The organism is Arthrobacter sp. NyZ413 (assembly GCF_049390645.1).
Classification (GTDB): domain Bacteria; phylum Actinomycetota; class Actinomycetes; order Actinomycetales; family Micrococcaceae; genus Arthrobacter.
The window spans coordinates 1,749,123-1,774,754 of the sequence record NZ_CP155434.1; the positions used below are offsets into that span (position 1 = coordinate 1,749,123).

17 protein-coding genes are annotated in these 25,632 nt (G+C 64.6%); 10 read left to right on the top strand and 7 right to left on the bottom strand.

Going from position 1 to position 25,632, the window contains the following annotated elements:
* Window positions 1–154 precede the first annotated feature (154 nt).
* Window positions 155–1,675, bottom strand: a complete 1,521-nt coding sequence (locus ABCW42_RS08220; RefSeq protein WP_423184373.1) for a leucyl aminopeptidase — start codon at window positions 1,673–1,675, stop codon at window positions 155–157.
* Between the two features lie 319 nt (window positions 1,676–1,994).
* On the opposite strand from ABCW42_RS08220, the gene ABCW42_RS08225 reads away from it, so the two are divergent.
* The 4 genes from ABCW42_RS08225 to ABCW42_RS08240 all read left to right on the top strand — a co-directional run bounded on the left by ABCW42_RS08225 (window position 1,995) and on the right by ABCW42_RS08240 (window position 7,357).
* Complete coding sequence (locus tag ABCW42_RS08225) at window positions 1,995–2,933, top strand: proteasome assembly chaperone family protein (RefSeq protein WP_423184374.1); 939 nt, start codon at window positions 1,995–1,997, stop codon at window positions 2,931–2,933.
* 35 nt (window positions 2,934–2,968) lie between these two features.
* Window positions 2,969–4,327, top strand: a complete 1,359-nt coding sequence (locus ABCW42_RS08230; RefSeq protein WP_423184375.1) for an MFS transporter — start codon at window positions 2,969–2,971, stop codon at window positions 4,325–4,327.
* A 146-nt stretch (window positions 4,328–4,473) separates the two neighbouring features.
* Window positions 4,474–5,742, top strand: coding sequence for a DUF4192 domain-containing protein (locus tag ABCW42_RS08235; RefSeq protein WP_423184376.1), 1,269 nt, complete (start codon window positions 4,474–4,476; stop codon window positions 5,740–5,742).
* Window positions 5,743–6,040: 298 nt separating this feature from the next.
* The gene (locus ABCW42_RS08240) at window positions 6,041–7,357 is read left to right on the top strand and encodes an RNA polymerase sigma factor (protein WP_423184377.1); all 1,317 of its coding nucleotides are present in this window, start codon (window positions 6,041–6,043) and stop codon (window positions 7,355–7,357) included.
* A gap of 317 nt (window positions 7,358–7,674) precedes the next feature.
* On the opposite strand, the gene ABCW42_RS08245 is transcribed toward ABCW42_RS08240, so the two are convergent.
* The gene (locus ABCW42_RS08245; protein WP_133202710.1) at window positions 7,675–7,896 is read right to left on the bottom strand and encodes a DUF7455 domain-containing protein; all 222 of its coding nucleotides are present in this window, start codon (window positions 7,894–7,896) and stop codon (window positions 7,675–7,677) included.
* 222 nt (window positions 7,897–8,118) lie between these two features.
* Between ABCW42_RS08245 and ABCW42_RS08250 the strand changes: the two genes are divergently transcribed.
* Window positions 8,119–10,227 carry a DNA gyrase/topoisomerase IV subunit B gene (locus tag ABCW42_RS08250; RefSeq protein WP_423184378.1) on the top strand — a complete coding sequence of 703 codons (2,109 nt, stop codon included), beginning with the start codon at window positions 8,119–8,121 and terminating at the stop codon, window positions 10,225–10,227.
* A gap of 77 nt (window positions 10,228–10,304) precedes the next feature.
* Here ABCW42_RS08250 and ABCW42_RS08255 read toward each other — a convergent pair whose 3' ends face one another.
* Both ABCW42_RS08255 and ABCW42_RS08260 read right to left on the bottom strand, forming a co-directional pair.
* Window positions 10,305–11,294 (bottom strand): M56 family metallopeptidase, encoded by a 990-nt coding sequence (locus tag ABCW42_RS08255; protein ID WP_423184379.1) that lies wholly within the window; start codon window positions 11,292–11,294, stop codon window positions 10,305–10,307.
* 6 nt (window positions 11,295–11,300) lie between these two features.
* Window positions 11,301–11,687, bottom strand: a complete 387-nt coding sequence (locus tag ABCW42_RS08260) for a BlaI/MecI/CopY family transcriptional regulator (protein WP_423184380.1) — start codon at window positions 11,685–11,687, stop codon at window positions 11,301–11,303.
* Window positions 11,688–11,961: 274 nt separating this feature from the next.
* Here ABCW42_RS08260 and ABCW42_RS08265 point away from each other — a divergent pair, with 274 nt between their 5' ends.
* From ABCW42_RS08265 to cydD, 3 genes are read left to right on the top strand one after another with little or no spacing between them, the layout of a single operon-like run.
* The gene (locus tag ABCW42_RS08265) at window positions 11,962–13,563 is read left to right on the top strand and encodes a cytochrome ubiquinol oxidase subunit I (protein WP_423184381.1); all 1,602 of its coding nucleotides are present in this window, start codon (window positions 11,962–11,964) and stop codon (window positions 13,561–13,563) included.
* 20 nt (window positions 13,564–13,583) lie between these two features.
* Entirely contained in the window at window positions 13,584–14,675 is a 1,092-nt protein-coding gene (gene cydB / locus ABCW42_RS08270; protein ID WP_423184382.1) for a cytochrome d ubiquinol oxidase subunit II, read from the top strand.
* Between the two features lie 3 nt (window positions 14,676–14,678).
* Window positions 14,679–18,167: a thiol reductant ABC exporter subunit CydD gene (gene cydD / locus ABCW42_RS08275; RefSeq protein ID WP_423184383.1), complete on the top strand. Its 3,489-nt coding sequence runs from the start codon at window positions 14,679–14,681 to the stop codon at window positions 18,165–18,167.
* Window positions 18,168–18,171: 4 nt separating this feature from the next.
* Here cydD and ABCW42_RS08280 read toward each other — a convergent pair whose 3' ends face one another.
* A complete protein-coding gene (locus tag ABCW42_RS08280) occupies window positions 18,172–19,254 on the bottom strand; it encodes an NAD(P)H-dependent flavin oxidoreductase (RefSeq protein WP_423184384.1) in 1,083 nt (360 codons plus the stop codon).
* Window positions 19,255–19,262: 8 nt separating this feature from the next.
* Window positions 19,263–19,781 (bottom strand): DinB family protein, encoded by a 519-nt coding sequence (locus ABCW42_RS08285; protein ID WP_423184385.1) that lies wholly within the window; start codon window positions 19,779–19,781, stop codon window positions 19,263–19,265.
* A 125-nt stretch (window positions 19,782–19,906) separates the two neighbouring features.
* Here ABCW42_RS08285 and ABCW42_RS08290 point away from each other — a divergent pair, with 125 nt between their 5' ends.
* Window positions 19,907–20,287 (top strand): VOC family protein, encoded by a 381-nt coding sequence (locus ABCW42_RS08290; RefSeq protein ID WP_423184386.1) that lies wholly within the window; start codon window positions 19,907–19,909, stop codon window positions 20,285–20,287.
* Between the two features lie 15 nt (window positions 20,288–20,302).
* On the opposite strand, the gene ABCW42_RS08295 is transcribed toward ABCW42_RS08290, so the two are convergent.
* On the bottom strand, window positions 20,303–22,849 hold the full coding sequence (locus ABCW42_RS08295) for a DNA gyrase/topoisomerase IV subunit A (protein WP_423184387.1): 2,547 nt from the start codon (window positions 22,847–22,849) through the stop codon (window positions 20,303–20,305).
* A 54-nt stretch (window positions 22,850–22,903) separates the two neighbouring features.
* Between ABCW42_RS08295 and ABCW42_RS08300 the strand changes: the two genes are divergently transcribed.
* The gene (locus tag ABCW42_RS08300) at window positions 22,904–25,597 is read left to right on the top strand and encodes a GNAT family N-acetyltransferase (RefSeq protein ID WP_423184388.1); all 2,694 of its coding nucleotides are present in this window, start codon (window positions 22,904–22,906) and stop codon (window positions 25,595–25,597) included.
* Window positions 25,598–25,632: the final 35 nt, after the last annotated feature.

Genomic DNA, 25,632 nt, shown 5'->3' on the forward strand with positions numbered 1-25,632 from the left:
GCACCCAAGTTCCCTTGCATTTGTGACTACCGTGGTTCACCTTAGCGAACCACCTATCCATGCTCCACCCTGCCGAGGCTTTTGTGGGGCGCTTGTGGCCAGACTCACGTCGGACCGTGGGGCCGATCATGGACCGGCCCCTTTGCAGGCCGGTTCAGGCCGTCGCCAGGACGTCTTCGACGTACGCGAGCAGTGTTCTGACCGTACAGCCGGTCCCTTGCTTCGGTGTGTAGCCGTAGGCGCCGCCGTTGTTGAACGACGGACCGGCGATGTCCACGTGGGCCCAGGGGATTTGCTTGCCTTCGTTGTCCTTGCCCACGAACTCGCGCAGGAAGACCGCCGCGGTCATCATGCCGCCGTGGCGTTCGCCGATGTTGGCGATGTCGGCAACCTGGGAGTCCAGGCTCGCGCGCAGCTCTTCCGGAAGCGGCATCGGCCACACAAGTTCGCCTGCCCGGTCCGCGGCGGACTTGAGGGCGGCGGTTACGGAGTCCGACCCCATGACGCCCGCAGTGCGGTTGCCGAGTGCGATCAACTGGGCGCCGGTAAGCGTTGCGACGTCGATGATGGCGTCGGGTTGCTCAAGGCTCGCTGCCACAATCCCGTCGGCCATGACCAAGCGGCCTTCCGCGTCGGTGTTGAGGACTTCGACGGTCTTGCCGCCGTAGACGGTGAGGACGTCCGCGGGACGCTGGGCCGCGCCGGACGGCATGTTCTCCGCGATGCAGAGCCACGCGGTCACCTTGGCCGGCAGGCCAAGTCCCGCTACGGCCAGGACCGTATTAAGTACGACGGCGGCGCCCGCCATATCGCTCTTCATGTCGCCCATGCCGAGGGCCGGCTTAATCGAAATACCGCCGGTGTCGAACGTGATGCCCTTGCCCACGAGCGCGATCTTCTTGGTGGCCTTTGCGGGCGCATATTCCACCTTGACCAGTCGCGGCTGGCGGGTGGAGCCCTTTCCGACGCCGAGGATGCCGCCGAAGCCTTCCTTTTCGAGGCGCTTTTCGTCCCAGACGGTCACCTTGACCGGAAGGCCTTTGGCGAGTTCTTTGGCTGCATCGGCAAAGGACTCGGGGTACAGGTGGCTCGGCGGCTGGTTGACGAGGGTGCGCGTCGCGTTGACTGCGCGTCCAACGAGGAGCGCCCGGTCCAAGGCGGGCTGGACCGCGCTGCCATCGAACGCGGTGTAAATCCGGACCTTCCCGACCGGGTCCTTGAGGCCGTCCTTGCTCGAACGGTGCTCAGTGTAGGAATACGAACCAAGGGTGGCACCCTCGGCGACTGCCGCGACGTCGGCGAGGGACGCCGTCGGGAGCGCCAGCGTCACGGAGTCCAAGCCGGCCAGCTGGCGGACAGCGGATCCCGCCGCCCGGCGGAGGGCCTCTTCGGTGAGGGGCGCGTCGTCGGCGACTTTGCCGACGCCGGCCAGCACCAGTACTCCGGCGCCCGTCTCCGGAATGCCCGGGAGGCGGTGCACCTGGTCGGCGGCGCCCGTGATGCCGAGGATCGACAGCGACGCCGAGAGGGACTCCGCGTTTTTCGCGCTCAGCGGGTTCCTCAGCAGCATCGGCCCGTCAGCGCCCTGTCCGACGCCCACTACTAGTGCGTCGCTCGGCGACTTTTTCAGGTCCCGGGCAATCGTGCCAAGGGTAATGTCTGTAGTCTTCACCACGAGGATCCGTCCTCATTTCTCTCTGCATGGCTTTGCCGGGCTGCATGTTCGGCGCCCGGCCTGGTACCCCGCCGCCTGTCCGCTTGCGACAACGACGGCGGTTGCTTGGGTCCGCACACGGCGGCACGTCTCGATCGTAGTCTGTCCGCCGCCGCGGAAAGCAATTAAATGAGAGTTGCAGCACATAAGTGGCAGGAATGTGCGGCTGGCTTCCCGCGTTGTACCAATACATGGACCGTAGCCGGCCGCCCATGGCGCCTGCCGTGGCGTGCAGCCCCGCGATCCTCCTGGAATTTTGCAACTGCGAAAGGAACATGCCGTGTTTGAACGGATTTCCGGCTCACTCCTTGACCCTGAGTCGCTCTACGCGAGCAACATCGAGCTCTTCCACAGTCCCGAAACCAAGGGACTCAACATGCTCATGGGGTTCACCGGGTTCGCCGATGCCGGTCATGTAGTCCAGCAGATCAACCGGGAACTGCTGGATACCCTCGACGTCGAAACCGTGGCAGTGTTCGATGCCGACCAGCTCATCGACTACCGGACGCGGCGGCCGCACATCACCTTCGTCGAAGACCACCTGGAGGATTACAAGGCTCCGCAGTTGGCACTTTACAAATTGAGGGACGGCCTGGGTGAACCGTTCCTGCTGCTCGCCGGATTCGAACCCGACCTCCAGTGGGAGCGCTTCGCTCGGGCCGTCGTCGGGATCGTGGAAGAACTGGACGTCAACCTCGTCACGTGGATCCACTCCATCCCCATGCCGGTCCCGCACACCCGTCCCGTCGGCGTCACGGTCCATGGCAACCGCCCGGAACTGATCGAGGGTATTTCGACGTGGAAACCCACGGTGCAGGTTCCCTCGGCCATCGGCCACATCCTCGAACTGCGTCTCAGCGAAGCCCAGCGCAAGGTGGCCGGCTACGTCATCCACGTTCCGCATTACCTCGCCGACGCCGAGTACCCGCAGGCAGCCGTGGCCGGCCTCGAATATCTCGGTGCCGCAACATCGCTGATGCTGCCTACCGACCGCCTCCGAGAGGCGGGCAGGGAAGTCGGCCGGCAGATCGCCGAACAGGTCGAGGCGTCCGAGGACGTCCAGGAAGTGGTGTCGAAGCTGGAATCGCGGTACGACGACAAGGCAGAAGGGACAGTCCGCCGGTCGTTGCTCGCCGACGAAAACGATGAACTTCCCAACGCAGAGGACCTCGGAGCGGCGGTTGAGGCGTATCTCGCACGAAAAGATGCGCGTCCATAAAGCAGCTTTAATCGTCCTCCGGGCATAATGGAGGGGTGAACGCACCCCGCGCCTGGCTTATTTGGACGATTGGGGTGCTCGCCTATCTAGTGGCGGTCGCCCAGCGCACATCCTTTGGTGTTTCGGGACTTGAAGCAACTGAACGGTTCCATGCCAGCGCCGCCGCGATCTCCTTCTTCACGGTGCTGCAGTTGCTCGTTTACGCGGGGCTCCAGATCCCGGTCGGCCTCCTCGTGGACCGTTTCGGCTCGCGAGTGATGATTTCCTGCGGTGCCGTGCTGATGGGCCTCGGCCAGCTCCAATTGGCCTTCGCGGATGCCGTTCCAGGCGGAGTGCTCGGCAGGGTCTTCGTCGGGGCAGGCGACGCCATGACCTTCGTCTCGGTGATCCGGCTGGTGCCGATCTGGTTCGCTCCCGGCCGGGTCCCGCTCGTTACCCAGTTGACCGGCATGTCGGGCCAACTCGGCCAGCTCATCAGTGTGGTGCCGTTCGCGCTGGTCCTTCACACCGCCGGCTGGACCACGGCCTTCCTCTCGTTGAGCTCCTTGTCCGCGCTCGCCGTCGTGCTCGTGGTCGCCCTGCTGAGGGACGCTCCGCCGGGCCACCCGCCGCGTGAGAGTGCACAAGGACTCCGGGCGACCGGCGTGACCTTGGCGCGCGCTTGGCAGCAGCCCGGTACGCGGCTAGGCCTCTGGAGTCACTTCACAGTGCAGTTCAGCGGAAATGTCTTCGCCATGTCATGGGGCTACCCGTTCCTTGTCTCAGCGCAGGGCCTGAACGCAACCACGGTTTCCGCCCTGATGGGTTTGTTCGTGGTGACCAGCATTTTGGTGGGACCGCTATTCGGTACCTTCGTCGCACGGCACCCCATGCGGCGATCGGCCATGGTCCTCCTGATTGCGGCAGCGACCGCCATCGCGTGGGCCGCCGTTTTGCTGTTGCCCACACGGGCTCCTTTGTGGCTGTTGGCTCTCCTCGTGGTGGTCCTGGCGGTCGGCGGTCCGGGATCGATGATCGGCTTTGACTTCGCCCGGACCTTCAACCCCTCGCATCGGATCGGCACCGCGACCGGGATCGTCAACGTGGGTGGTTTCCTCGCGGCGCTCCTGACGATCTATTTGGTTGGCGTGATCCTCGACGTCCTCCACACGAGCGGTTTCTCGGGCGGGGAACTGTACGGACTGGCACCGTTCCGCATTGCCCTGAGCGTGCAGTTCCTGTTTTTGTTGGTAGGTGCCGTCCTGATTTTGGTGACACGTCGAAAGGTCCGCCGGCAGATGGCCGCCCAAGGCGTCCATGTACCTCCCTTGCTCGTTTCCTTGGCACAGCAGCGGCGACGCCGGGTCGAACTGCGTCGGGAACGTCTGGCAAAGCAGCGAAGCACTGCTCCGTAATTCGGACCAGCCGGTTTCCGGCTTCGACCACTCGACCGCGGGCGGCTGGTTCGCGCTTTTCCTCCACACCACGGAGATTGCTGACTTTGTCCACATAGGGCAGTCGGGGACTGCCGGCAATGTTGTTCGTTGCGGATGCTGGAGCCATGACAACAGACAACCGCGTTACCGTTGCCGGGGCCGAGGACATCCTGGGCTTCATTCCACATATTCTGGGGCGCTGGCCCAAGGAAAGCCTCGTGGCCCTTACTTTGCGGGGCCGCATACTCGGTGCCACACTTCGCGTGGACCTTCCGAGCGAAACTTCCGACGACCTACTCCAGGCTTACACGCGGAAGATCACTGAATACCTTGATTCCGACCACGAAGCTGACGGAGCACTCCTTGCGGTCTTTTCGGACGATGGCTGGAACGATGGCACGGTCGTCCGCCGCCATCGTCCGGTACTGGAAGCCCTCGAACTGAGCCTTGCCCGCAGTGGCCTGCCCTTGCGTGATGCCTGGCTGATCGGTGCCGATTTCTGGCGCAGCGCTTTTTGCAATGATGAGGAATGCTGCCCCTCTCCCGGACGGCCAGTGGATCAGATACGCGACAGCAGGCTCAACGCGGAGATGGTTTTCCGGGGCAGCAACGTGAACACACCCCCTCTCCAGGGGCCGGGGGAGCAGCCCGCGAATGATCCGGAGTTCATGGCGTTGGAAGAGGCAGCACTTGAGGCCATGATGAAAATCTGGCAGGACGAGAACGCCTTCGAAGATGTCCTGGATGCGTGGACGATTGTCCTCGATACCGGCGTTTCCGAACAGGTGGAAGCGGATGTTGCGGTGTTTCTTCGTGCGTCCCTGCGCGTTCCTGCCTGGCGTGATGCAGTAGTTGTCCTGGCCGCTGCCGGTAGGGGCGCGGCCCGTGGGGGTGCCCAGGCCTTCAGGTTCTTTCAGGACAAAGGCGAACGCGGCGAGCCGCTTGCGGTTCCTCCGGCACTGCGTCCCTCTCCGGCGTCGCCCGGGAATGCCCCTCGCACACCCGGAATGCCGCGCACCTCGACGGCGGCCCGCGGTCCGAAGCGGTCCCGTACGGTTGATATAGACGCATTGCGTTATGGAGAGGTGCTTCTGGGGGCATATCCCGAGAGCCCCTTGTGGCACCGTTTGACTGTTCTCGACCACGCTCTCTCGGTCCTTGCCAGGCATGGTGGTGGTGAGGCGCGGGCAGCTGCACTCACGCTCCGGGGCTGGATCCAGTGGTGCCGGGGCAGCGGCTCGTTCGCCGTCGAGTTCCTGTCGCAGGCTGACTTCGAACATCCCGGTTACCGTTTGGCTGAGCTTCTCAATGAAGTGGTGAGGCGTGGAACTGTATGCGGGTGGGCCAGGAAACGGGCCTCCGCATGGCCGAAGTTTGGTGGGGCCGTCGCATGACTGGCCGGCCCGCGGGCCCCGACCGACGATGAATCCAACGCGACACCGTTGCCCACAAGGCGGCCGCCAACGACGCCGGGAAGGCAAAACCGTGAGACAATGGATGCCGAGACCCGGTTGGGTCCGCGTTTTAAGTGTTCGAAGTTCTCTGTTTCAGGGAACAATAAGGCGTCACCGGGAGTTTTATCTAAAGACTTTGCGGTCGGCGATGGCACTTGATGGTGATCGCGGACTTGACAGGGTCATAGTGGTGTTACCCCCATGGTGATTCCACAGACCGCCGCTAGAAAGGTTTTCTGTGACCCCGTCTCCCGCCGAGAAGGAACCCGCCGCCCAGGCTGAATTGACCGCCGAAGAGAAGCAGGCGGCGACCACTGCAAAGCGTGCGGCAACGCGTGTTGCCGGAACTTCGTCTGCAGGTGCAGACAAGCCGGCACCCAAGAAGCGCGGGCCCAAGCCCGGCGCCAAGGCCGCTGCTGAAGCCGCCAACAAGTCGGCCGGCGTCGACGACGATTCCGAAGATGATGAGGACGTCGAGGAAGATTTCGACTCCGTCACTCCGGACGAAGCGGAACTCACCGAGGAAGTCGAAGAGGCCGACGACAGCGAAGAAACCAAGAAGCCGGCTGCCACCGGTTCCGGTTTCGTCTACTCCGACGCCGACGACGACGACGCTCCCGTCCAGCAGGTCATGTCGGCTGGCGCCACGGCGGACCCCGTCAAGGACTACCTGAAGCAGATCGGCAAGGTCGCCTTGTTGAACGCGGAGCAGGAAGTCGACCTCGCCCTCCGCATCGAGGCCGGTCTCTTCGCTGAAGAGAAGATCAACGCCGACGACGGCTCGATGGATGCCAAGCTCAAGCGCGAGCTGGAATTCATCATCCACGACGGCAAGCGGGCCAAGAACCACCTCCTCGAAGCCAACCTGCGCCTCGTGGTGTCCCTGGCCAAGCGCTACACCGGACGCGGAATGCTGTTCCTGGACCTCATCCAGGAAGGCAACCTTGGCCTGATCCGTGCGGTCGAGAAGTTCGACTACACCAAGGGCTTCAAGTTCTCCACCTACGCCACGTGGTGGATCCGCCAGGCCATTACCCGTGCCATGGCAGACCAGGCCCGCACCATCCGCATCCCCGTGCACATGGTGGAAGTCATCAACAAGCTGGCCCGCGTCCAGCGGCAGATGCTTCAGGACCTCGGCCGCGAACCTACGCCTGAGGAGCTTGCCCTCGAGCTGGACATGACACCTGAAAAGGTCGTTGAAGTCCAGAAGTACGGTCGTGAGCCCATCTCCCTGCACACCCCGCTTGGTGAAGACGGCGACTCCGAGTTCGGTGACCTCATCGAAGACTCCGAGGCCGTCGTTCCGGCCGACGCGGTGAGCTTCACCTTGCTTCAGGAGCAGTTGCACTCCGTTCTGGACACGCTTTCCGAGCGCGAAGCAGGCGTGGTTGCCATGCGCTTCGGCCTCACGGACGGCCAGCCGAAGACTTTAGACGAAATCGGCAAGGTCTACGGAGTCACCCGCGAACGTATTCGTCAGATCGAATCGAAGACGATGTCCAAGCTGCGCCACCCCTCGCGGTCGCAGGTTCTGCGGGACTACCTCGACTAAAGCAACACCGGCGCGTCCCCATGGGCATGCGTAGGTGATCCGGACCCCCGGACGAACTGAGAGCAATTCAGATCGTCCGGGGGTTCGTTGCGTCCAAGCGTTTATTGTGTCCGGGGGTTCGTTGGTTGCAGGGCCCCTTGCGCTGAGCCCGGCCCGGGGCGGCGCATCCAGCCATGGTGCTGCTTGCCTATAAAACGGCTTTCCCATGCAAAAGCGGCTGGACCCCCTCCATCCGGAGGGGGTCCAGCCGCTTGCTTCAAACCTGTCGCTGTGAAGTTGTGTCAGCCGGACATATCGTCCTGGCATGCCGCGGACGGCTAGTCTGCCAGGACGGCTTCCTTCTCCTGAAGGCGGCTGGTTTCGTCGTGCCAGTCCGAGGCCAGGGGACGCAGTTTGGCTTCAACTGCACGGGCGTGGTGGCCGCAGAAAAGCAGCTCACCGCCGGAGGACTCGAGTACAACGCGGACATATGCCTGGGCCCCGCAACGGTCGCACCGGTCGAGTGCATTCAGTGTGCGGTCTGCAACTGCTGTTGTCATGTTCGGCCTCCTTAGTAGTTCTGTGTACCCATATAACCAGCATTCGAACCAAAACCATGGCAAAGACGGGTCACGTTCGCTGTCCGCGTATCACATCTAGGTAACACGGGGAAGTGGCGTCCAGCACGGTTGGGAGTGGCAGCACGCCTCATGGTCTTCATGCCACTAACCTAGGAGGAGCTTTGTTCTACCCCTGTTACACCCCGAAGGAGCGCCCAGCCCGTGGCACCGAGTTCTGAATACAACGCCCGGCACCTTTCAGTCCTGGAAGGCCTGGAAGCGGTCCGCAAGCGCCCGGGCATGTATATCGGATCCACCGACTCGCGCGGCCTCATGCATTGCCTTTGGGAAATCATCGACAACTCGGTGGACGAAGCGCTTGCGGGATTCGGGCACGATATCCAGATCATCCTGCACGCGGACAACTCCGTGGAAATCCACGACGACGGCCGCGGCATTCCCGTGGACGTCGAACCGAAAACGGGACTCACCGGCGTCGAAGTGGTCTTCACCAAGCTGCACGCCGGCGGTAAGTTCGGCGGCGGGTCGTACACCGCGTCGGGCGGCCTCCACGGCGTCGGCGCTTCAGTGGTCAATGCCCTCTCGTCCCGGCTCGATGTGCAGGTGGACCGCGGAGGCAAGACCTACCAAATGTCGTTCCGGCGTGGCGAGCCGGGCCGGTTCAAGGACACGTCATCCAGGCCGGGCCCAAGTTCCGTGTTCGAACCGTTCGTCGAGAACTCTGTCCTCGACGTCGTCGGAAAGGCCAAGCGGGGCGTGACCGGAACCCGGATCCGGTACTGGGCGGACCGCCAGATCTTCACTCCAGACGCGAAGTTCTCCTACGAGGATCTGACAGCGCGTGCTCGCCAGACGTCGTTCCTGGTGCCCGGCCTCAAGCTCACGGTGCGCGATGAGCGCCGGCTTCCCGGCACTCCGGGAGAGGCGGGGCCGCACGAAGAGGTTTTCCATCACGATGGCGGCATTTCCGAGTTTGTCGACTTCCTTGCGGTCGACGCCGGAGTCACCGATGTCTGGCGCCTCCACGGTGCCGGTAAATTCAAGGAAACTGTTCCGGTGCTGGACGAAAACGGCCACAGCAAGATCGCCGACGTCGAACGCGACTGTGAAGTGGACATCGCCCTCCGGTGGGGGATCGGCTACGAAACCACTACGCGCAGCTTCGTCAACATCATTGCCACGCCCAAAGGCGGAACGCACCAGTCCGGCTTCGAACAAGCGCTCCTGAAAACGTTCCGCAAGGCAGTGGAAACCAATGCGCGCAAGCTCAAGGCCGGCAACGACAAGATCGAAAAGGACGACATCCTCGCCGGCCTGACTGCGGTCTTGACGGTCCGCTTGGCCGAACCCCAGTTCGAAGGCCAGACCAAGGAAATCCTGGGCACATCCGCCGTCAAGGGAATCGTCGCCAAGGTGGTCGAGGAAGAAATCACCGCCCGCCTGAACTCGGCCAACCGCAACGACAAAGCCCAGTCCACCCTCCTGCTCGAAAAAATCGTCAGCGAGATGAAGTCGCGCATCTCGGCCCGCGTCCACAAGGAGACGCAGCGCCGAAAGAATGCGCTCGAAACTTCGTCGATGCCCACCAAGCTGGCCGATTGCCGCACCGACGACGTCCAACGCTCCGAACTTTTCATCGTGGAAGGCGACTCGGCGCTCGGCACGGCCAAGCTGGCGCGCTCATCGGACTTCCAGGCGCTGCTGCCGATCCGAGGGAAAATCCTGAACGTGCAGAAAGCTTCCGTGGGGGACATGCTCTCCAATGCGGAGTGCGCCGCGCTCATCCAGGTGGTGGGCGCAGGTTCGGGCCGAAGCTTCGACATCGACGCCGCGCGCTATGGCAAGGTCATCCTGATGACGGATGCAGACGTCGACGGCGCGCACATCCGCACGCTGCTGCTCACCCTGTTCTTCCGGTACATGCGCCCGATGATCGATGAGGGCCGGGTTTACGCGGCTGTCCCGCCATTGCACCGTGTCGAGGTCATCAACGCCGGCCAGAAGGCCAACGAGATGATCTACACGTACTCCGAGGCCGAACTGCATGTCCTGCTCGCACGGCTTGCGAAGGAAGGCAAGCGGTACAAGGAACCCATCCAGCGCTACAAGGGCCTCGGCGAAATGGACGCGGAGCAATTGGCCGAAACCACGATGGATCCGCGGCACCGGACGCTTCGCAAGGTGGGGATCGAAAACGCGAAGCAAGCGGAGGAGATCTTCGACTTGCTCATGGGTTCCGATGTGGCGCCCCGCAAGGACTTCATCATCGCGGGAGCTTCGGAGCTCGACAGGGAACGCATCGACGCCTGAGCCGGGGAGGCCCTGAGCCCGGGATGCCCTGAGCCCGGAGGCTCGGAGGCCCGGAATCCGGGATGCCTGGGCTGGCCTCAGCCCAGCAGGCCGGGCACGATCAGCAGTCCGGTCGGTACTGCCAGCAGCATGGCCGAAGCCGCGAGCACCAAGGCGCGCAGTCCGGACGGAAGCGGGGGCTTGGGTGAGAGCAGGCGGCTGACGCGTGACGCCGTCGTACGCGGCGAGTCGGCACCGCCGGTTCCGCTCATGTTGCGGTCCCCAGGTTCCATGCCGCCGGCCCGGGATACGGGCAAGGCGGCCTCCGCGGGGCGGGCGGAGCCGCTCGCGACGATCGCGATCGCCTTGATGAGGGTTACTTTGCTCTCGGTGCGCAGCGCGGCGTCGTCGGCGAGCATCTCGATCAAGGAGTTGACGGCCACCTGGGCGAGCCGGGTGGTGGGGAACCACGGGAGTGCCTGGCGCCATGCGGCGAACGCCCAGAGCAAGAGGTCGTGCCGTTGGCTTAGATGGGCGTTTTCGTGGATCAGGACAGCCCGCAGTTCGTCGGGTTCCAGGGCCGCCATCAAGCCATCGGACAGAACGGTGACTGAGCGCGCACCACCGGGAAGGCAGTAGGCCACGGGGGAGTCGTGGTTGATTACCACCGTGCCCGGGCCGTCGTCGGACGGCGAGGCGAGAAGCATGAGGAGTTCCCGGTGGCGCCGCCGTTGCCGCTCAATCTTCACATAGGTCAGGAGAAGGGTGAAGATGAGGTGGGCGCCGAGGAGCGCCGCAGCGGACAAGGCGAACAGGTGCCAAAAACCAAGGGCCGTGGTGGGCTCATTGTGGAGCACGATGCCGGTGAGGGCTCGCAGGCCCGCAATGAGGTTGTCTCCGATTGGCTCAAGTCCGTAGACAAGCATTGCCCCGATCATCGAAAGGCCACCGGCAAGCGCGATCGCCTGCCACAGGACCATTGCCATGAACGGTGCCCGCGCCGGCCACTCCGCGCGCGACAACAGGACTGGAACCGGCCACGCCAGTACCAATGCAAGGACCGCCAAAAAATATGAGGTCCAAAACATGGGTGGTTAGTTTTTACCGAGCAGTTTGCGTAACGTGGCGGCTTCGCTTTCGCTGACGGAACCAATGAACCTGGCCAGCACCGCTTCGCGGTCCGGCGCGGATCCGAGTGCCTCATGCATGAGGTCGGCTGTGTGGTCCGCGCGGCTCGAAACGGCTTGGTAGCGGTGCGGGCGGGTGCCGCGCTCACGCTCCACGAGGCCCTTCTTCTCGAGGCGGGACAGGACGGTCAGGACCGTGGTGACCGCGAGGTCCTTGCCTTGGTGTCCTGCAATGCCGTCGGTGGCAGCAGAATCCTGTGCCAGGAGGTCGCGAAGTGTATTGGCTGTAGCAGCCTCCTGGCCTGCCCAGAGCAAGTCCATGACTGCCCGTTCCAGTTCACCAAGACTTGCCATCAATGCATCCCTTACTTTCCGCAAGTCCCGCTTTCTCCGCGGGCTGGAGGGAGTGCGACGATCCAACATTCCACGTTCAATCTACCGCTTTTCCGCCCGTGATTCTACGTGAGGTAGAACAAGGCGCCCGGCGTGTCGTTGCGGGTTTGCTACGCCGCTGGAAGAGTGGTGAAAACACTGCCCGGGGTTTGTTCTACACTGTGTAGAACAAATAGTTTCTACGCAATGTAGAAAATGGACGCCGCGAGCGGGCGGCGGAATGACGAGGACAGCCATGGACGCCTTGGAAATCGCACGTTGGCAATTTGGAATAACGACGGTTTACCACTTCATGATGGTGCCGTTGACAATCGGGTTGGGACTTGTCGTCGCGGTCATCCAGACCCTCTGGTACCGGACCGGCAAGGTCGAGTACCTCCGGATGACCAAGTTCTGGGGCAAGCTCTTCCTCATCAACTTCATCATGGGCGTCGCCACCGGCATCGTGCAGGAATTCCAGTTCGGTATGGCCTGGAGCGAGTACAGCCGCTTCGTTGGTGATGTCTTCGGGGCCCCCTTGGCGTTGGAGGCGCTCCTGGCGTTCTTCGTGGAGTCAACCTTCCTTGGGCTGTGGATTTTTGGTTGGAAGCAGCTCAAGCGCGGCGTCCACCTCGCGTGCCTTTGGATCGCCGTGATCGGTTCGTTCCTCTCCGCCTACTTCATCATCGTGGCCAACTCCTGGATGCAACACCCGGTGGGCGTGCAGATGGTCAACGGACGCCCCGTCATGACCGACGCGTGGGCGGTCTTCACCAACAACACAGCCCTGGTGGCCGTGCCCCACACCCTCTTCGGAGCCTTGGCGGTGGCCGGCGGATTCCTGCTGGGAATCGCCTGGTACCACTTGTGGCGGCGCCGCCACGACGGCATCGACACGGTGGACGCCGACGGCCGCGCGGTTGCGGGCGAAGCGAACATTCCCGGCCGGGACAAAGTGGATTACAAAGTGTGGATCCGCTCGCTCCGGATTGGCGCGGTGGTTGCCATGATCTCCTTCGCAGGAACTGCCGTCACCGGCGACCTGCAGGGAAAGCTGATGTTCCAACAGCAACCGATGAAAATGGCTGCGGCTGAAGCTGCTTGCCATGACGGCACCGGCTTCTCCGTCCTGAGCGTGGGCAACCTCGGCTCCAAGAACTGCAACGACATCGTCGCCGTCATCGAGGTTCCGGGCATCCTCTCGTTCCTGGCCAAGGGTGACTTCAACACCGAGGTCAAGGGCGTCAACAGCCTGTTGGACGAATACAAAGCCAAGTACGGCACTCACGTTCCGAACGATCCCATCTACGGCGACCGTGCCGGGCAGGAAATCCAGTACGTACCCGTCATGGAAGTGACCTACTGGGGCTTCCGGATGATGATCGGATTCGGTGGAATTGCCGCATTCGCCGCTTTGCTTGCCTTGTGGGTGACCCGCAAAGGCGTGGTGCCGGAGTCCCGCTGGCTTATGCGGCTGGCGGTCTTCGGGATCCTCGCCCCCTTCGGGGCCAACGCGGCCGGCTGGATCTTCACCGAAATGGGACGGCAACCGTTCGTGGTGGCACCCAACCCGGACGCCAGCGGCATCGACCAGGTCTTCATGTTCACCGCGGCCGCGGTTTCACCGGGCGTCTCCGCTGGCGAAATCATCACCTCACTGGTGGTCCTCGGTTCCATCTACGCCGTTCTCCTGGTGGTAGAAGTCCGGCTTTTGGTCAAGTACACAAGGGGCGGCGTGGCCTCCGCGATGCCTGAGCTCGCCGAAGCGCATGAAAGCAAGAAGAAGGACGACGACGGCACCCCGGGTGCCCCGGGCGAGCCCGGCGGTACCGACGACGTCCTGGCATTCGCCTACTAGGAAGCAGAGGGATCTTTCGAATGGAACTGTTGCCTACTATCTGGTTCATCGCCATCGCCGTCCTCTGGACGGGCTACCTCTTCCTTGAAGGTTTCGACCTCGGCGTCGGAATGCTGATGAAGCTGTTTGCCCGGAACAACACGGATCGGCGCGTGCTCCTCAACACGGTCGGTCCTGTGTGGGACGGGAACGAAGTCTGGCTGCTGACCGCCGGTGGCGCCACGTTCGCCGCGTTCCCGCGCTGGTATGCCTCGCTGTTCTCAACGCTGTATTTACCCCTCCTGATTGTCCTGGTGGCCTTGATCTTCCGGGCAGTAGCCTTCGAATACCGCGGCAAGGTGGACACGGAGCGGTGGCGCACAGTGTGGGACTGGGCTATCGCCCTGGGCTCGTTCGTCGCGGCCTTCGGTGTGGGGGCGGCCCTCGCGTTGACCACCACGGGCCTTCCGATCAACGCGAACGGCGACCGCCAGGGCGGTCCCTTCGCTTGGTTCAACGGTTACGCCGTACTCGGCGGCCTCGCTGTAGCGGCGTTCGCCCTGGCGCATGCATTGGCGTTCCTGGCCCTCAAGACCGACGGCGAGGTGCGGCACCGCGCGCGCCGCTGGTTCGTCCGCCTGGCACCGTTCGCACTTCTCCCGTTCCTTGCCTGGATGGTGGCTGTCCAACTGCTTTCGGGCAAGCCGTGGACATGGCTCCTCGTCGTCCTGGGAATCGTCGCCGCCGGCGCTGCCTGGGTCCTTGCCCGCCAGGGGTCCGAGGGCAAGGCCTTCGGAGCGCTCGGAGCGTTCCTGGTGTGCGGAACGGCGTCCATCTTTGGAGCGGCCTTCCCGGTGGTCATTCCCTCGACGCTCGACCCTGCCTTCGACCTCACCGTTTCCAATGCTTCGTCTTCCGCCTACACCCTGGGGCTCATGAGCGTCGTCGCGGCGATCGGCCTGCCGCTCGTGATCGCCTACCAGGCCTGGACCTACTGGGTGTTCCGGCGGCGGGTCAGCGCTGCGCACATTCCGGCTGCGCACGGCTTCCTTCCGGCGATTGCCGCCAAGGTACTGGTCGACAAGGGCGCACCAGGGGCTGCTGGCGGCGCCTCGGCCGGCTCTGCCGAGTAAGCCATGAAACCCGAACTGCCCGCCGGTCCGGCCACCCGATCCGCGCTGTACCTCCTCGGCCTGCTCTCGACTCTGAAGGCCCTATCCCTGATCCTGATCGCCCAGTCCATCGCAGGCATGCTGTCCGGACTGGCAACAGGCTCAACCGGCTGGCGGGAGGGCCTCATCTGGGGCGCTGCGGGTGCGGTCCTGCGATCCTTGACGGTGTGGGGCCAGGGCGTTGCGGCCCGACGGGCGGCGCTGGGGGTCAAGGAGGAGCTGCGCTCGCGGCTTCTTCAGCGCGCACTCGGCACCGGCGCTGCGGGCAGGGTGGGAGACGTGAACGACGGCGGCCTCGCGGTCCTCGCGACCCGCGGACTTGATGCGCTCGACAGCTATTACACGCAGTACCTGCCGGCCTTGGTCAATTGCGCGGCCGTGCCCCTGCTCCTGGGTGTGCGGATCCTCTTCGCTGACTGGGTCAGCGCAGTGGTGGTGGTCTTGACGCTGCCCCTGGTCCCGTTGTTCATGGTCCTGATCGGCCGCCACACCGAGGACCGCGTCCACGAAGCCCAAGCAACGCTGAGGAGGCTCTCGGGACACATCCTGGAGTTGGCCAAGGGGCTTCCCGTGCTGGTGGGATTGGGCCGTGCACGCGAACAGCGGCAAGCCCTCGAGGACCTCTCCGAGGAATACCGTTCACGGACCATGGGAACACTGAGGATCGCCTTCATGTCGGCCCTCGCCTTGGAGCTCATCGCCACGATCTCCGTGGCCGTGGTGGCTGTCTTCATCGGCGTCCGCCTCGTCGCCGGCGACATGGGGCTCGAAGCTGGAATGCTGGCCCTCATCCTGGCGCCGGATTGCTACCTTCCGCTGCGTGAGTTGGGGACCGCCCATCACGCCAGCGACGACGGACGAGAGGCACTGGGCGCCGCCAACTCGGTCTTGGACGCTCCGGCGGGACGGGAGCTCAGCTCTTCGGACAGCGGAAGCATGAGCCGGACGGACGGCGTCGTGGTCAGTGGACTATCGGTGACATACGCGGGGAGGGAGGTTGCCGCCGTCGGGCCCGTGGACTTCCATGCGCCGGCGGGGGAGATCACAGCCTTGGACGGCCGGAGCGGTTCCGGCAAGAGCACCATCCTGGGCGTCCTGGCGGGCACGATAGCCGACGGGCCGCAGGCCGGCATCAGCGGTTCCGTCGCGGGACTCGGCAGCGGCGCGGTCGCGTGGGTTCCGCAGCATCCGGTCATGGTTGCCGAGACGGTGCTCGATGAAGTGACCCTTTACCTCAATGGCGGCAGGACGGCGTTTGCGTCCGGGGACGGGCCGTCGACGCAAGAGCCCGGGCCGGCCGTCGCCATGGATTGCCTGCGGCGGGCAGCGGCGGACCACTTGGCCTCAAAGCATCCTGCCGAGCTGAGCCCTGGCGAATTGCGGCGAGTGGCCATCGCACGCGCTTTGGCGCGCCTCAACGCGGGCGCCACGATCCTGCTCCTCGATGAACCGACCGCGCACCTTGACCCCGCCTCCGCCGAGGCAATCCGGGAAACGCTCGAAGGGCTCCACGGAGCGGCTACCGTCATTCTGGTCGCTCACGACGCCGCCACGAGGAGGCTTGCCGACCACGTCGTGGAGCTCGACGGCGGTACGGCGAAAGCGGGCGGCGTTCGGGCTGCGGCAGGCAGCGGCCAGCCGGGCGCAAGCGATGACGCCGGCACATCCGCCAGCCCGAAGGGTAGCTCAGCCGACGAAACGCACCAGCGCGGTTCCCGGGCACGGCAAGGAGTCCCGTCGGCACTCGGCACCCTCGCCCGCGTGCTCGCTCCGGTACGCTACAAGTTCGGCGGAGCCGTGGCGATCGCGGCGCTCGCGTCCATGTTCGCTGTCGCCTTGTCCGGCCTCTCGGGCTGGCTGATCATCCGGGCAAGCGAGCAACCCCCCATCCTGTACTTGCTTGCCGCCATCGTGGGCGTGCGCTTCTTCGGCATCGGCCGGGCGGCACTGCGGTACTGTGAGCGGCTGCTCGTCCACGGCGCGGCCTTCGCCGCGATGACAAGGCTGCGCGGCGCACTGTGGGCGGCCCTGAGCGCGCGGGCGCTGTCCGTCCGCAGGCTCCTTCAAGGGGGCAACGTGCTCGGAGCAATAGTCGACGACGTCGACACCCTGCGCGATCTGCTGCCCCGCGTTGTAGTGCCGCCGCTTACCGCGCTCGTCGTCGCCGTGTCAGGCGTCGTAGCTACTGCGCTCCTGGTTCCCGAGGCGGTTCCAGCCGTAGTCGTCGCCGCGGTGATCGGCCTGGTGGTGGCCCCGGCGCTCGCCGTCCTGGCCGATCGAAATTCGGCCCGGGCAGAGCAGGGACTGCGATCCCTGGTCCTTCATGATGTTGCGTCAGCCCTCGACGCGCGTGCCGAGCTGAGCGCCAACGGGGTGGGCGGTGCGGTTCTGTCGTCGGTGACCAAGCGTGACAACGCCGCAACCGCGGCGGCGCAGCGTTCCGCGTGGGCAGAGGGCGTCGGCCAGGGCGCGACGGTGCTCGCTTGCACCCTCGCGGCCTTGGCGGCGGGCATGCTCGGCGCTTCCCCGGTGCAGTCCGGCAGCATCGCACCCGCGGTGCTCGCCGTCGTCGTGCTCTTGCAGTTGGCTCTCGTTGAGCCCTACGGCGCCGTGGTGTCGGCAGCCCGCCAGGCGCCCGCCCTGGTTTCGGTGCTGCGGCGCGTGGCTATCGTCGATACTCCGGCGCAGCCGGCCAGCGGTTCAGGTCCCGACGCCGGTGTGCTCGGCGGCGGCCTCATCGCCCTCACCGACCGCCCGGACGGCGCTCCTGGGCTGGTACTGGATTCCCTCGAAGCGTCGTGGCCGGGAAGCGGGCCGGTGTTCACCGGGCTGAGCGCCGACGCAGGTCCCGGGCGCTGGCTTTCCGTCACCGGTCCGTCCGGCTCGGGCAAGACTACGCTCTTGTCTGTCCTGCTGGGGTTCCTGCCGGCCTCTTCCGGGGCCGCGTACTTGAGCGGGAACGCTGCGTGGTGTCCGCAAGAAGCCCATCTCTTCGACTCCACGATCCGCGGTAACTTGCTGCTCGCACGCCCGGCCGGCCGCAAGCCGAACGAGGATGACATGTGGCAGGCCCTGGGCTCGGTGGGTCTTTCCGGACTGGTGAATGGGCTTCCCGCCGGGCTCGATAGCCGAATCGGTCCTTCCGGTTCGTTCCTCAGCGGGGGCGAGCGCCAACGGCTTGCCATGGCCCGCACGCTCCTGAGCGGGGCGACCGTGCTGCTCCTTGACGAGCCCACGGCGCATCTCGACGCCGAAGCCGCGAGCCTCCTGATGGCCGAACTTCGCCAAGGGCTTCGGCACGTCACAGTGGTCCTCGTGACGCACAACCCGGCGGACATCGGCCCTGACGACAACCGGCTCGACCTTGCCATATACAAGCCCGCGGCCGGCGAAAAAATCGCCGACGGCGACACTCACGTTCACGAGCTCACGGCTCCGGTGCGTTTGCCCTAGCCAATTAACTGCCGAGCCGCGCGAACACCTCGTCCACGGAGGTGACCAGGGTGTCCATCAACCCGCGTGCGTCGTCCTCCCGTATGAGCGGCGACGACTGTCCAGCCCAGAGCGACATCAGTTCAGGCACCCCCGCCGCCGTCGCGGCTGCCCGGAATTTGCCGGTGAGCCAATTCTGGACCGGGAAGGGTGCGTGCGCCCGGGGATCGGTGAGTTCGGACGTGACCCGGTTGGGGACGCCGCGAGCCAGGCGGCCACTGAAGGCCCGGGTCAAAACTGTATGGCCGGCGTCGGGACCGCGAAGTGCCTCACGGTGCACGGGACTCGCCGCGGACTGGCGCGTCGCGAGGAAAGCAGAGCCGATCTGGATAGCATCCGCGCCCAAAGTCAACGCGGCGGCTACCCCGCGGCCGTCGGAAATACCCCCGGCGGCGATCACGGGAACAGACACGGCATCCACAACCTGTGGCACAAGTGCCATGGTTCCCACAAGGGAGTCCTCCGGGGCACGCAGGAAGGAAACCCGGTGACCGCCGGCTTCCAGGCCGGTAGCAACGATTGCATCGACTCCGCCGGCGTCAAGCGCGACCGCCTCCTCCACCGTCGTCGCTGTTCCGACCACCACGATGCCATTCCGCCGTGCCTCTTCAATGACCGAGGAGGTTGGAACACCGAAGACAAAGCTCAACACGGCCGGTTCCGCGTCTATCGCGGCCTGGATCTGTTCAGCCGGGTCCGGAAGGTAGGTGGCCGGCTGGGTAGGAGGCTCTACGCCCACGAGCTCGAAATACGGCCGGAGGACGTCGACGTAGGCAGCGAAAGCAGCGGCATCCACTGCCGGCGGCACTTCGCCCTCGATCGGAAGCCAGATGTTCAATCCGAACGGCTTCCCTGTGGCCTCCCTGAGCTCGCGGGCCGTTTCGCTGATCCTTGCGGGCTCATATCCGTAGAGGCCATAGGAACCGAGTCCGCCGGCATTGCTGACTGTAGCCGTGAGCTCTATGGATGACAGGCCGCCGAACGGGCCAAGGACAATCGGCAGGTCGACGTTGAAAAGACGGGTTGCCCGCGTGTTCTTCCAAGGCATTGGTGCCCCTAACCGTCGACGTCGTGCAGGTGGTGAACGACGTCGTGCAGGAAGTACTGCGAGAACGTCAAGACGGTGAATGTGGAACCGTTGCTGCGTACACCGGTCCGGGGCCACTCGCTTTCCGAAACTCCCGCGAACGATGCCGCGATCTGTTCGCCTTCGGAAAGCAGTTGGGTGGAAACCTCTGCCGGGTCCGCGGCTGAGTAATTACCGTCGATCGCTGCCTTGTCCTGGTCCCAATCCGCGAAACGGGCATCCTCCTCACGCAGCATCAGGCCCAAGCGCTGGTCGAAGAGGGTGAAGACGTCCCGCACGTGGCACGCGTACTCCAACGGAGACCAGGTGTGCTCGTTCGGGCGGATGTCCACGTCTTGCCTGCGGAGTACAGCCCGCCAACGCGGCAGCATATTCAACACTGATCCCGGCACGGTCGCCGGGGTGACGGTGGCGGCGTCGAAGCCACATTCGGGGCAAGGCGTGGACAGGACCCAGGTCCAGTCTTTGTCATCGGGAATGATCGGCATGGAAGTAGTCTAGGACCCCGGTTGACGATCCTCTCCTGAGCCGGATGAGCATCCGCGACCCCATTACCACGCGAGGCATCAGGAGTAAAGTTAGGTGCTGGGGAAGCCTGGAAAGTGGGATTGCCATGATTAAGGATCTAAACGTCGCTGGAGTGCTCCCGGCCAGTGACCTCGCGCGCGCCCGCGATTTCTACCGGGACAAGCTCGGCCTCGAGCCTGAGAACCCAGAGGCCTCGGACAACCTGATGTACAAGTGCGCAAACGGAACTGCCTTCTTGCTCTACGAGACACCCAACGCCGGAACAGCGAAGAACACCCAATTGGGATGGCAGAGCACCGACCTTGACCAGGACATGGCCGACCTCAGGGCGCGCGGAGTCGTTTTCGAAGAATACGACTTCCCGGGCCTGAAGACCGAGAACGGCGTGGCCACCATGCCAAGCGGCGAAAGGGGAGCCTGGTTCCTCGATACCGAGGGAAATATCCTCAGCATCTCCACCATGTAGCTGGGGAAGCCGTCATCACTCGCTAGCGACGGCTTCGGAGTCATTTCCTTCGCCCCACGCCATGCTCGGTCCAATGGCCTCCACCGGCTGGGAGAGGGGAACGCCGGAGCCGTCCCGACGGCCATGCTCATGTGGGAGGGCCCGCGCCACTCCTGCGCTGGACGCCGCCTTCGCAGGTCCGTGGCCCACCCATCCGAGCAACAAGGTGTCTTCGCCCTTCAGGAAGCGGTGCGCACGCACCCCGCCTGTTGCACGGCCCTTCGCCGGGTACTCGTCGAACGGCGTGACTTTCGCCGTGCCCGGAGCCGTCCCCGGCAACGCCCCGTTGCTGCCTGCTATCGTCACGACGACGGCGGCAGGGTCGTCGGCGCGAACCACGCCGAAGTGGATTACGTCGTCGCCCGCGCCGAGCTTGATTCCCGCCATCCCGCCGGCGGTGCGGCCCTGCGGGCGGACCGCCGAAGCACCGAAGCGCAAAAGCTGGGCGGAGCGGGTCAAGAAGACGAGGTCGACGTCGTCATTCACCGCAGGCTCGACACCCAGCACGGCGTCGTTGTCCTTGAGCGAAATGATTTCCCAGTCCTCGCGGTTCAACGGATAGTCCGGCTGGACGCGCTTGACGACGCCTTGGACTGTCCCGATGGCCAGGATGGCATCCAGGGGGACAAGGGCGACCAGCGTCTCGCCCTTCAGCAGCGTGATGAAATCCCTCGCCGCCACGCCGCCGGCGAGGTTGGGCAGGCCGGACACTGGCGGCAATACCGGCATGTCCATGACCTGCACGCGCAGCATGCGGCCCAGGGAAGTGACCGCGCCGATCTCGCCCCGGGCGCTCGTCTTGACGACGGAGCGGTAGACATCGTGCTTGCTTCGCGGGCCGGATTCAGCGAGCGGCTCCTGGTGCGGAGTGCGGGCTATCTGCCCCGAGGTGCTCAGAATGGCCCAGCAAGGATCATCCGCGATTTCGAGGGGGAGGGCCGCAGCCTTGCCCTTGCCCGCAGGCACGGCGGCCGCCAGCGCCGCAGCAACGGTCGGGGAGACGGCCTCGGACTCGAGCAGGACGGTCCGGCGCGGGGTGCCGTATTTTTCGGCGATCTCTGCCAATTCTCCGGACACGAGTTCGCGCAGCAGGACATCGGACGCGAGGATCGCTTCGAGTTCTTCGATTTCGCGGCGCAGTTCTTCCTGCTCTTTTTCAAGTTCGATGCGCGAGTACTTGGTCAGCTGCCGCAGGCGGAGTTCGAGGATGTAATTCGCCTGGATTTCGGAGAGGTCATAGATGGACATCAGGCGTTCGCGGGCCGCGGACGCCTCGTCCGAGGACCGGATGATCTGGATGACTTCATCGATGTCCACGATTGCGACGAGCAAGCCCTCCACCAGGTGGAGGCGGTCCTTTTTCTTGCCAAGGCGGAACGCGGTGCGCCGGCGCACCACGGACAAGCGATGGTTGACATAGACCTGGAGGAGCTGGAGCAGGCCCAAAGTCTGCGGCTGGCCGTCCACCAGCGTGACGTTGTTGATGCCGAACGAATCTTCCATCGGCGTGAAGCGGTAGAGCTGTTGCAGGACCGCGTTGGGATTGAAGCCGTTCTTGATCTCGATCACGAGCCGGAGACCGTGCTTGCGGTCCGTCAGGTCGATGACGTCGCTGATGCCGCTGAGCTTCTTGGCATTGACGGCGTCCTTGATCTTCTCGATCACCTTTTCGGGGCCGACCATGTAGGGCAGTTCGGTGACCACGAGCCCGGTGCGGCGGGCCGTCAGTTGCTCGATCTCCGCTTTGGCCCGGGTCTTGAACGAACCACGTCCTGTGGCATACGCGTCCCGGATCCCGTCCAAACCGACGATGCGGCCGCCGGTCGGGAGATCCGGTCCCGGGACAAAACGCATGACGTCTTCCAGGGTGGCGTCGGGATTGGCAATGAGGTGCCGTGCGGCAGCGATGACCTCGACGAGGTTGTGGGGGGCCATGTTCGTGGCCATGCCCACCGCGATCCCGGTTGTTCCATTGACAAGCAGGTTGGGGAACGCCGCAGGAAGGACATCGGGCTGGGTGAGCTGGTTGTCGTAGTTGGGGACAAAGTCCACGACGTCTTCGTCGAGGTGCTCGGTCATTGTCAACGCCGCCGCTGCGAGCCGCGCTTCCGTGTAACGCGGTGCCGCCGGACCGTCGTCGAGCGAGCCGAAGTTGCCGTGCCCGTCGATCAAAGGCAAGCGAAGGGAAAAGTCCTGCGCCATGCGCACCATGGCGTCATAGATGGCGGCGTCGCCATGCGGGTGCAGCTTTCCCATGACTTCGCCCACCACGCGTGCACTCTTCACGTGCCCGCGGTCCGGACGCAGGCCCATGTCGCTCATCATGTAAAGGATGCGCCGCTGCACGGGCTTCAGGCCGTCGCGCGCATCGGGAAGCGCGCGCGAATAAATCACCGAATACGCGTACTCCAGGAAGGAGCCTTCCATTTCGGAAGTTACGTCGATATCGATGATGTTCTCAGTGAAGTCCCCGTCCACAGCCGGAGCCGTGCTTGTACGGGAAGGACTTTGGCTGCGTGCCATGGAGTCGGTGGATCCTTAAAACGTGTACTGCGGAAGTCTTAGTAGGCTAAGCCTATGGTGGATCAGCCTGGCGCCAGTGTATATCCGGAATATTGGGAGGCCGATGTCGTTCTCCGCGATGGCGGAACTGCCCACCTGCGGCCCATCTCCCCGGACGACGCCGACGCCCTCCAAGCATTCCACACCGCGCAGTCCGAGACCTCCATCTACATGCGCTTCTTCACTTTCAAGTCCAGGCTGACAAGCAAGGAACTACGCCGGTTCACCGAGGTGGACCATAAGGACCGCGTCGCTTTCGTCATCACGGTAGGCGGCGAAATCATCGGCGTCGGCCGTTACGACCGCTTGGACAATCCCACCGAAGCCGAAGTGGCCTTCAACATTTCCGACAACCAGCAGGGCCGCGGCATCGGCTCCATCCTCCTCGAACACCTCGCGGCGGCCGCGCGGGAGAACGGCATCCGCCGCTTCACCGCGGAGGTCCTGCCGGAAAACCGCAAAATGCTCAGGGTTTTCGCCGACGCCGGCTACGAACTCGCCCGCAAGTTCGACGACGGCGTCGTCAGCGTCGACTTCAACATCGACCCCACCGAAAAATCCCTCGCGGTCATGGAATCGCGGGAACACCGCGCGGAGGCGCGCAGCGTGCGCGACTTGCTGGCGCCGTCGTCGATCGCTGTTGTGGGGGCGAGCCGCCGCTGGGGGACAATAGGGCACCAATTGCTCGAACACATCCTCGAGGGCGGGTTCAAAGGCGCCGTCTACGCGGTCAACCCCGAGGCATTCGAACTGGCCGGAATGAAGTCCTTTGCCAGGATCGCCGATGTCCCGGGTCCGGTCCACCTTGCCGTCATCGCCGTCCCGTACGAAGAAGTGCCGCTCGTCGTTGACGAATGCGGTGCTGCCGGCGTCAAGGGCATCGTGGTCGCGACCGCGGGATACGCGGACGACGGCGAACAAGGCTTGCAGAGGCAACGCGCCTTGGTGCGCCGCGCCCGGTCCTTCGGGATGAGGGTGATCGGTCCGGAATCGCTCGGCATAGTCAACACAAATCCGGAGGTTTCCCTCAACGCTTCCATGGCACCGGGGCTTCCCCGCCGTGGGGGATTGGGCCTGTTTTCGCAATCCGCGGCAATCGGCGTCTCCGTGTATGCCGCGGCGATCCGCAGGGGCCTGGGCCTCTCTTCCTTCCTCTCGGCCGGAAACCGGGCCGACGTTTCCGGCAACGACGCCATGCAGTTCTGGGAAGACGATCCCGACACGGCCGCGGTGGGACTGTATTTGGAATCGATCGGCAACCCGCGCAAGTTTTCGCGGCTGGCGCGGCGGCTTTCACGCAGCAAGCCCGTCATTGTCGCCAAATCGGACGTCACGGGCCTCAGGCTTCCCCCGGGGCACGTGGTCAGGACAACGCAAGCGCCGGCCGCGGCCTTGGACGCGATGCTGCGCCAAGCCGGCGTCATCGCGGTCGAAACCATCGAACAACTCATGGACGTGGCCCAGATCGTTTCCAGCCAACCGTTGCCGAAAGGCCCGGCGCTCGCGGTTTACAGCAACTCCGCGGCATTTGGGAAGGTGGTTGCGGACAACGCAGCCCCCCATGGCCTCGTCGTTGACCGGATCGTGACTGACGCCGGGCTCGACTCCGGAAAATCCGTAGCCCGAGAGCGGTTGCGGAGAAGCCTCAGCGAGAACCTGGCGGAGCAATCGGTTGACGCGGTAGTGGCGGCGATGGTGCCTTCCCGCAGCCTCACCATGGAGGAGATCGCGCGGGTTCTTGCCGAGTGCGCAGCGGAGGCGGGAAAGCCCGTGGTGGCGGCTTTCACCGGAATCCTCGAGCCCTCGGTACAGCTGGATTGCCTGCTTGCGCCGGCGGGAGACTCCGGGCCGTCGCTACCGTGCTATTCGAGTGCCGGCAGTGCCGTGGCCGCTTTGGCTGCCGTGGTGCGCTACGCGAAGTGGCTTGACCGCGACCAAGGCATGTTCGTGGAACCGCGCGGCTGCGACCGCGAGGGAACGCGGGAGCAGATCGAGAGGCTCCTCGCATCGGTCCAGGGAGAACAACTTGTGCGGCTCGACGACGGCGAGTCGGCCGAACTGCTGGCGCGCTACGGCATTGCGGTGGTGCCGTCGGTCGTGTTCGGCGGCGACGATGACGCCGTGGCTGCCGCCGGGCGGCTTGGTTGGCCGGTGGTGCTCAAGACAACCGATCCTGCCCTGCGGCATCGCCTGGACTTGGGAGGCGTCCGCCTCGACATTGAAGACGCCGATTCCCTGCGGCGGGGGATCGCGCAGATGCGCAGGGCCCTTGAACCCTATGGCTCTCCTGCCATGGAAGTGCAGGCCATGGCGCCGGTAGGGCAGGCGTGCACCTTCCGTGCCATCGAGGATCCGCTCTTGGGCCCCGTGGTCTCGTTCGGCCTCGCGGGGGATGCGGTGAACTTGTTGGACGACTGGGCCCACCGGGTTCCGCCGCTGTCCGTGACCGACCTCCATGACTTCATCCGGGCACCCCGCGCGTCGCTGAAACTGTTCGGCTACCAAGGCCTTCCCGCCGTCGACGTCGCAGCCCTAGAGGACCTCGCGGCGCGGCTCGTCAAGCTCAAGGACGAACACCCCGAAATCGCGCTGGCGGAATTCAACCCGGTCCTGGCCGGTCCCCAAGGCGCCAAAATCCTCGCTGCAGAGGTGTGGATCGGAAACGCCGCCCAGCGCACTGACAGCGCCCGCCGGGCGATGCTTGGCTGACCACGCGGTTATGAAGTGCCCGGCCGATCTGTGAA

Coding starts and splice junctions, on each gene's coding strand:
- ABCW42_RS08285 (WP_423184385.1), bottom strand. CDS start 19,781: ATGCCGATCATTCCCGATGACAAAGACTGGACCTGGGTCCTGTCCACG.
- ABCW42_RS08255 (WP_423184379.1), bottom strand. CDS start 11,294: ATGTTTTGGACCTCATATTTTTTGGCGGTCCTTGCATTGGTACTGGCG.
- ABCW42_RS08265 (WP_423184381.1), top strand. CDS start 11,962: ATGGACGCCTTGGAAATCGCACGTTGGCAATTTGGAATAACGACGGTT.
- ABCW42_RS08245 (WP_133202710.1), bottom strand. CDS start 7,896: ATGACAACAGCAGTTGCAGACCGCACACTGAATGCACTCGACCGGTGC.
- ABCW42_RS08235 (WP_423184376.1), top strand. CDS start 4,474: ATGACAACAGACAACCGCGTTACCGTTGCCGGGGCCGAGGACATCCTG.
- ABCW42_RS08295 (WP_423184387.1), bottom strand. CDS start 22,849: ATGGCACGCAGCCAAAGTCCTTCCCGTACAAGCACGGCTCCGGCTGTG.
- cydD (WP_423184383.1), top strand. CDS start 14,679: ATGAAACCCGAACTGCCCGCCGGTCCGGCCACCCGATCCGCGCTGTAC.
- ABCW42_RS08280 (WP_423184384.1), bottom strand. CDS start 19,254: ATGCCTTGGAAGAACACGCGGGCAACCCGTCTTTTCAACGTCGACCTG.
- ABCW42_RS08300 (WP_423184388.1), top strand. CDS start 22,904: ATGGTGGATCAGCCTGGCGCCAGTGTATATCCGGAATATTGGGAGGCC.
- ABCW42_RS08260 (WP_423184380.1), bottom strand. CDS start 11,687: ATGGCAAGTCTTGGTGAACTGGAACGGGCAGTCATGGACTTGCTCTGG.
- cydB (WP_423184382.1), top strand. CDS start 13,584: ATGGAACTGTTGCCTACTATCTGGTTCATCGCCATCGCCGTCCTCTGG.
- ABCW42_RS08290 (WP_423184386.1), top strand. CDS start 19,907: ATGATTAAGGATCTAAACGTCGCTGGAGTGCTCCCGGCCAGTGACCTC.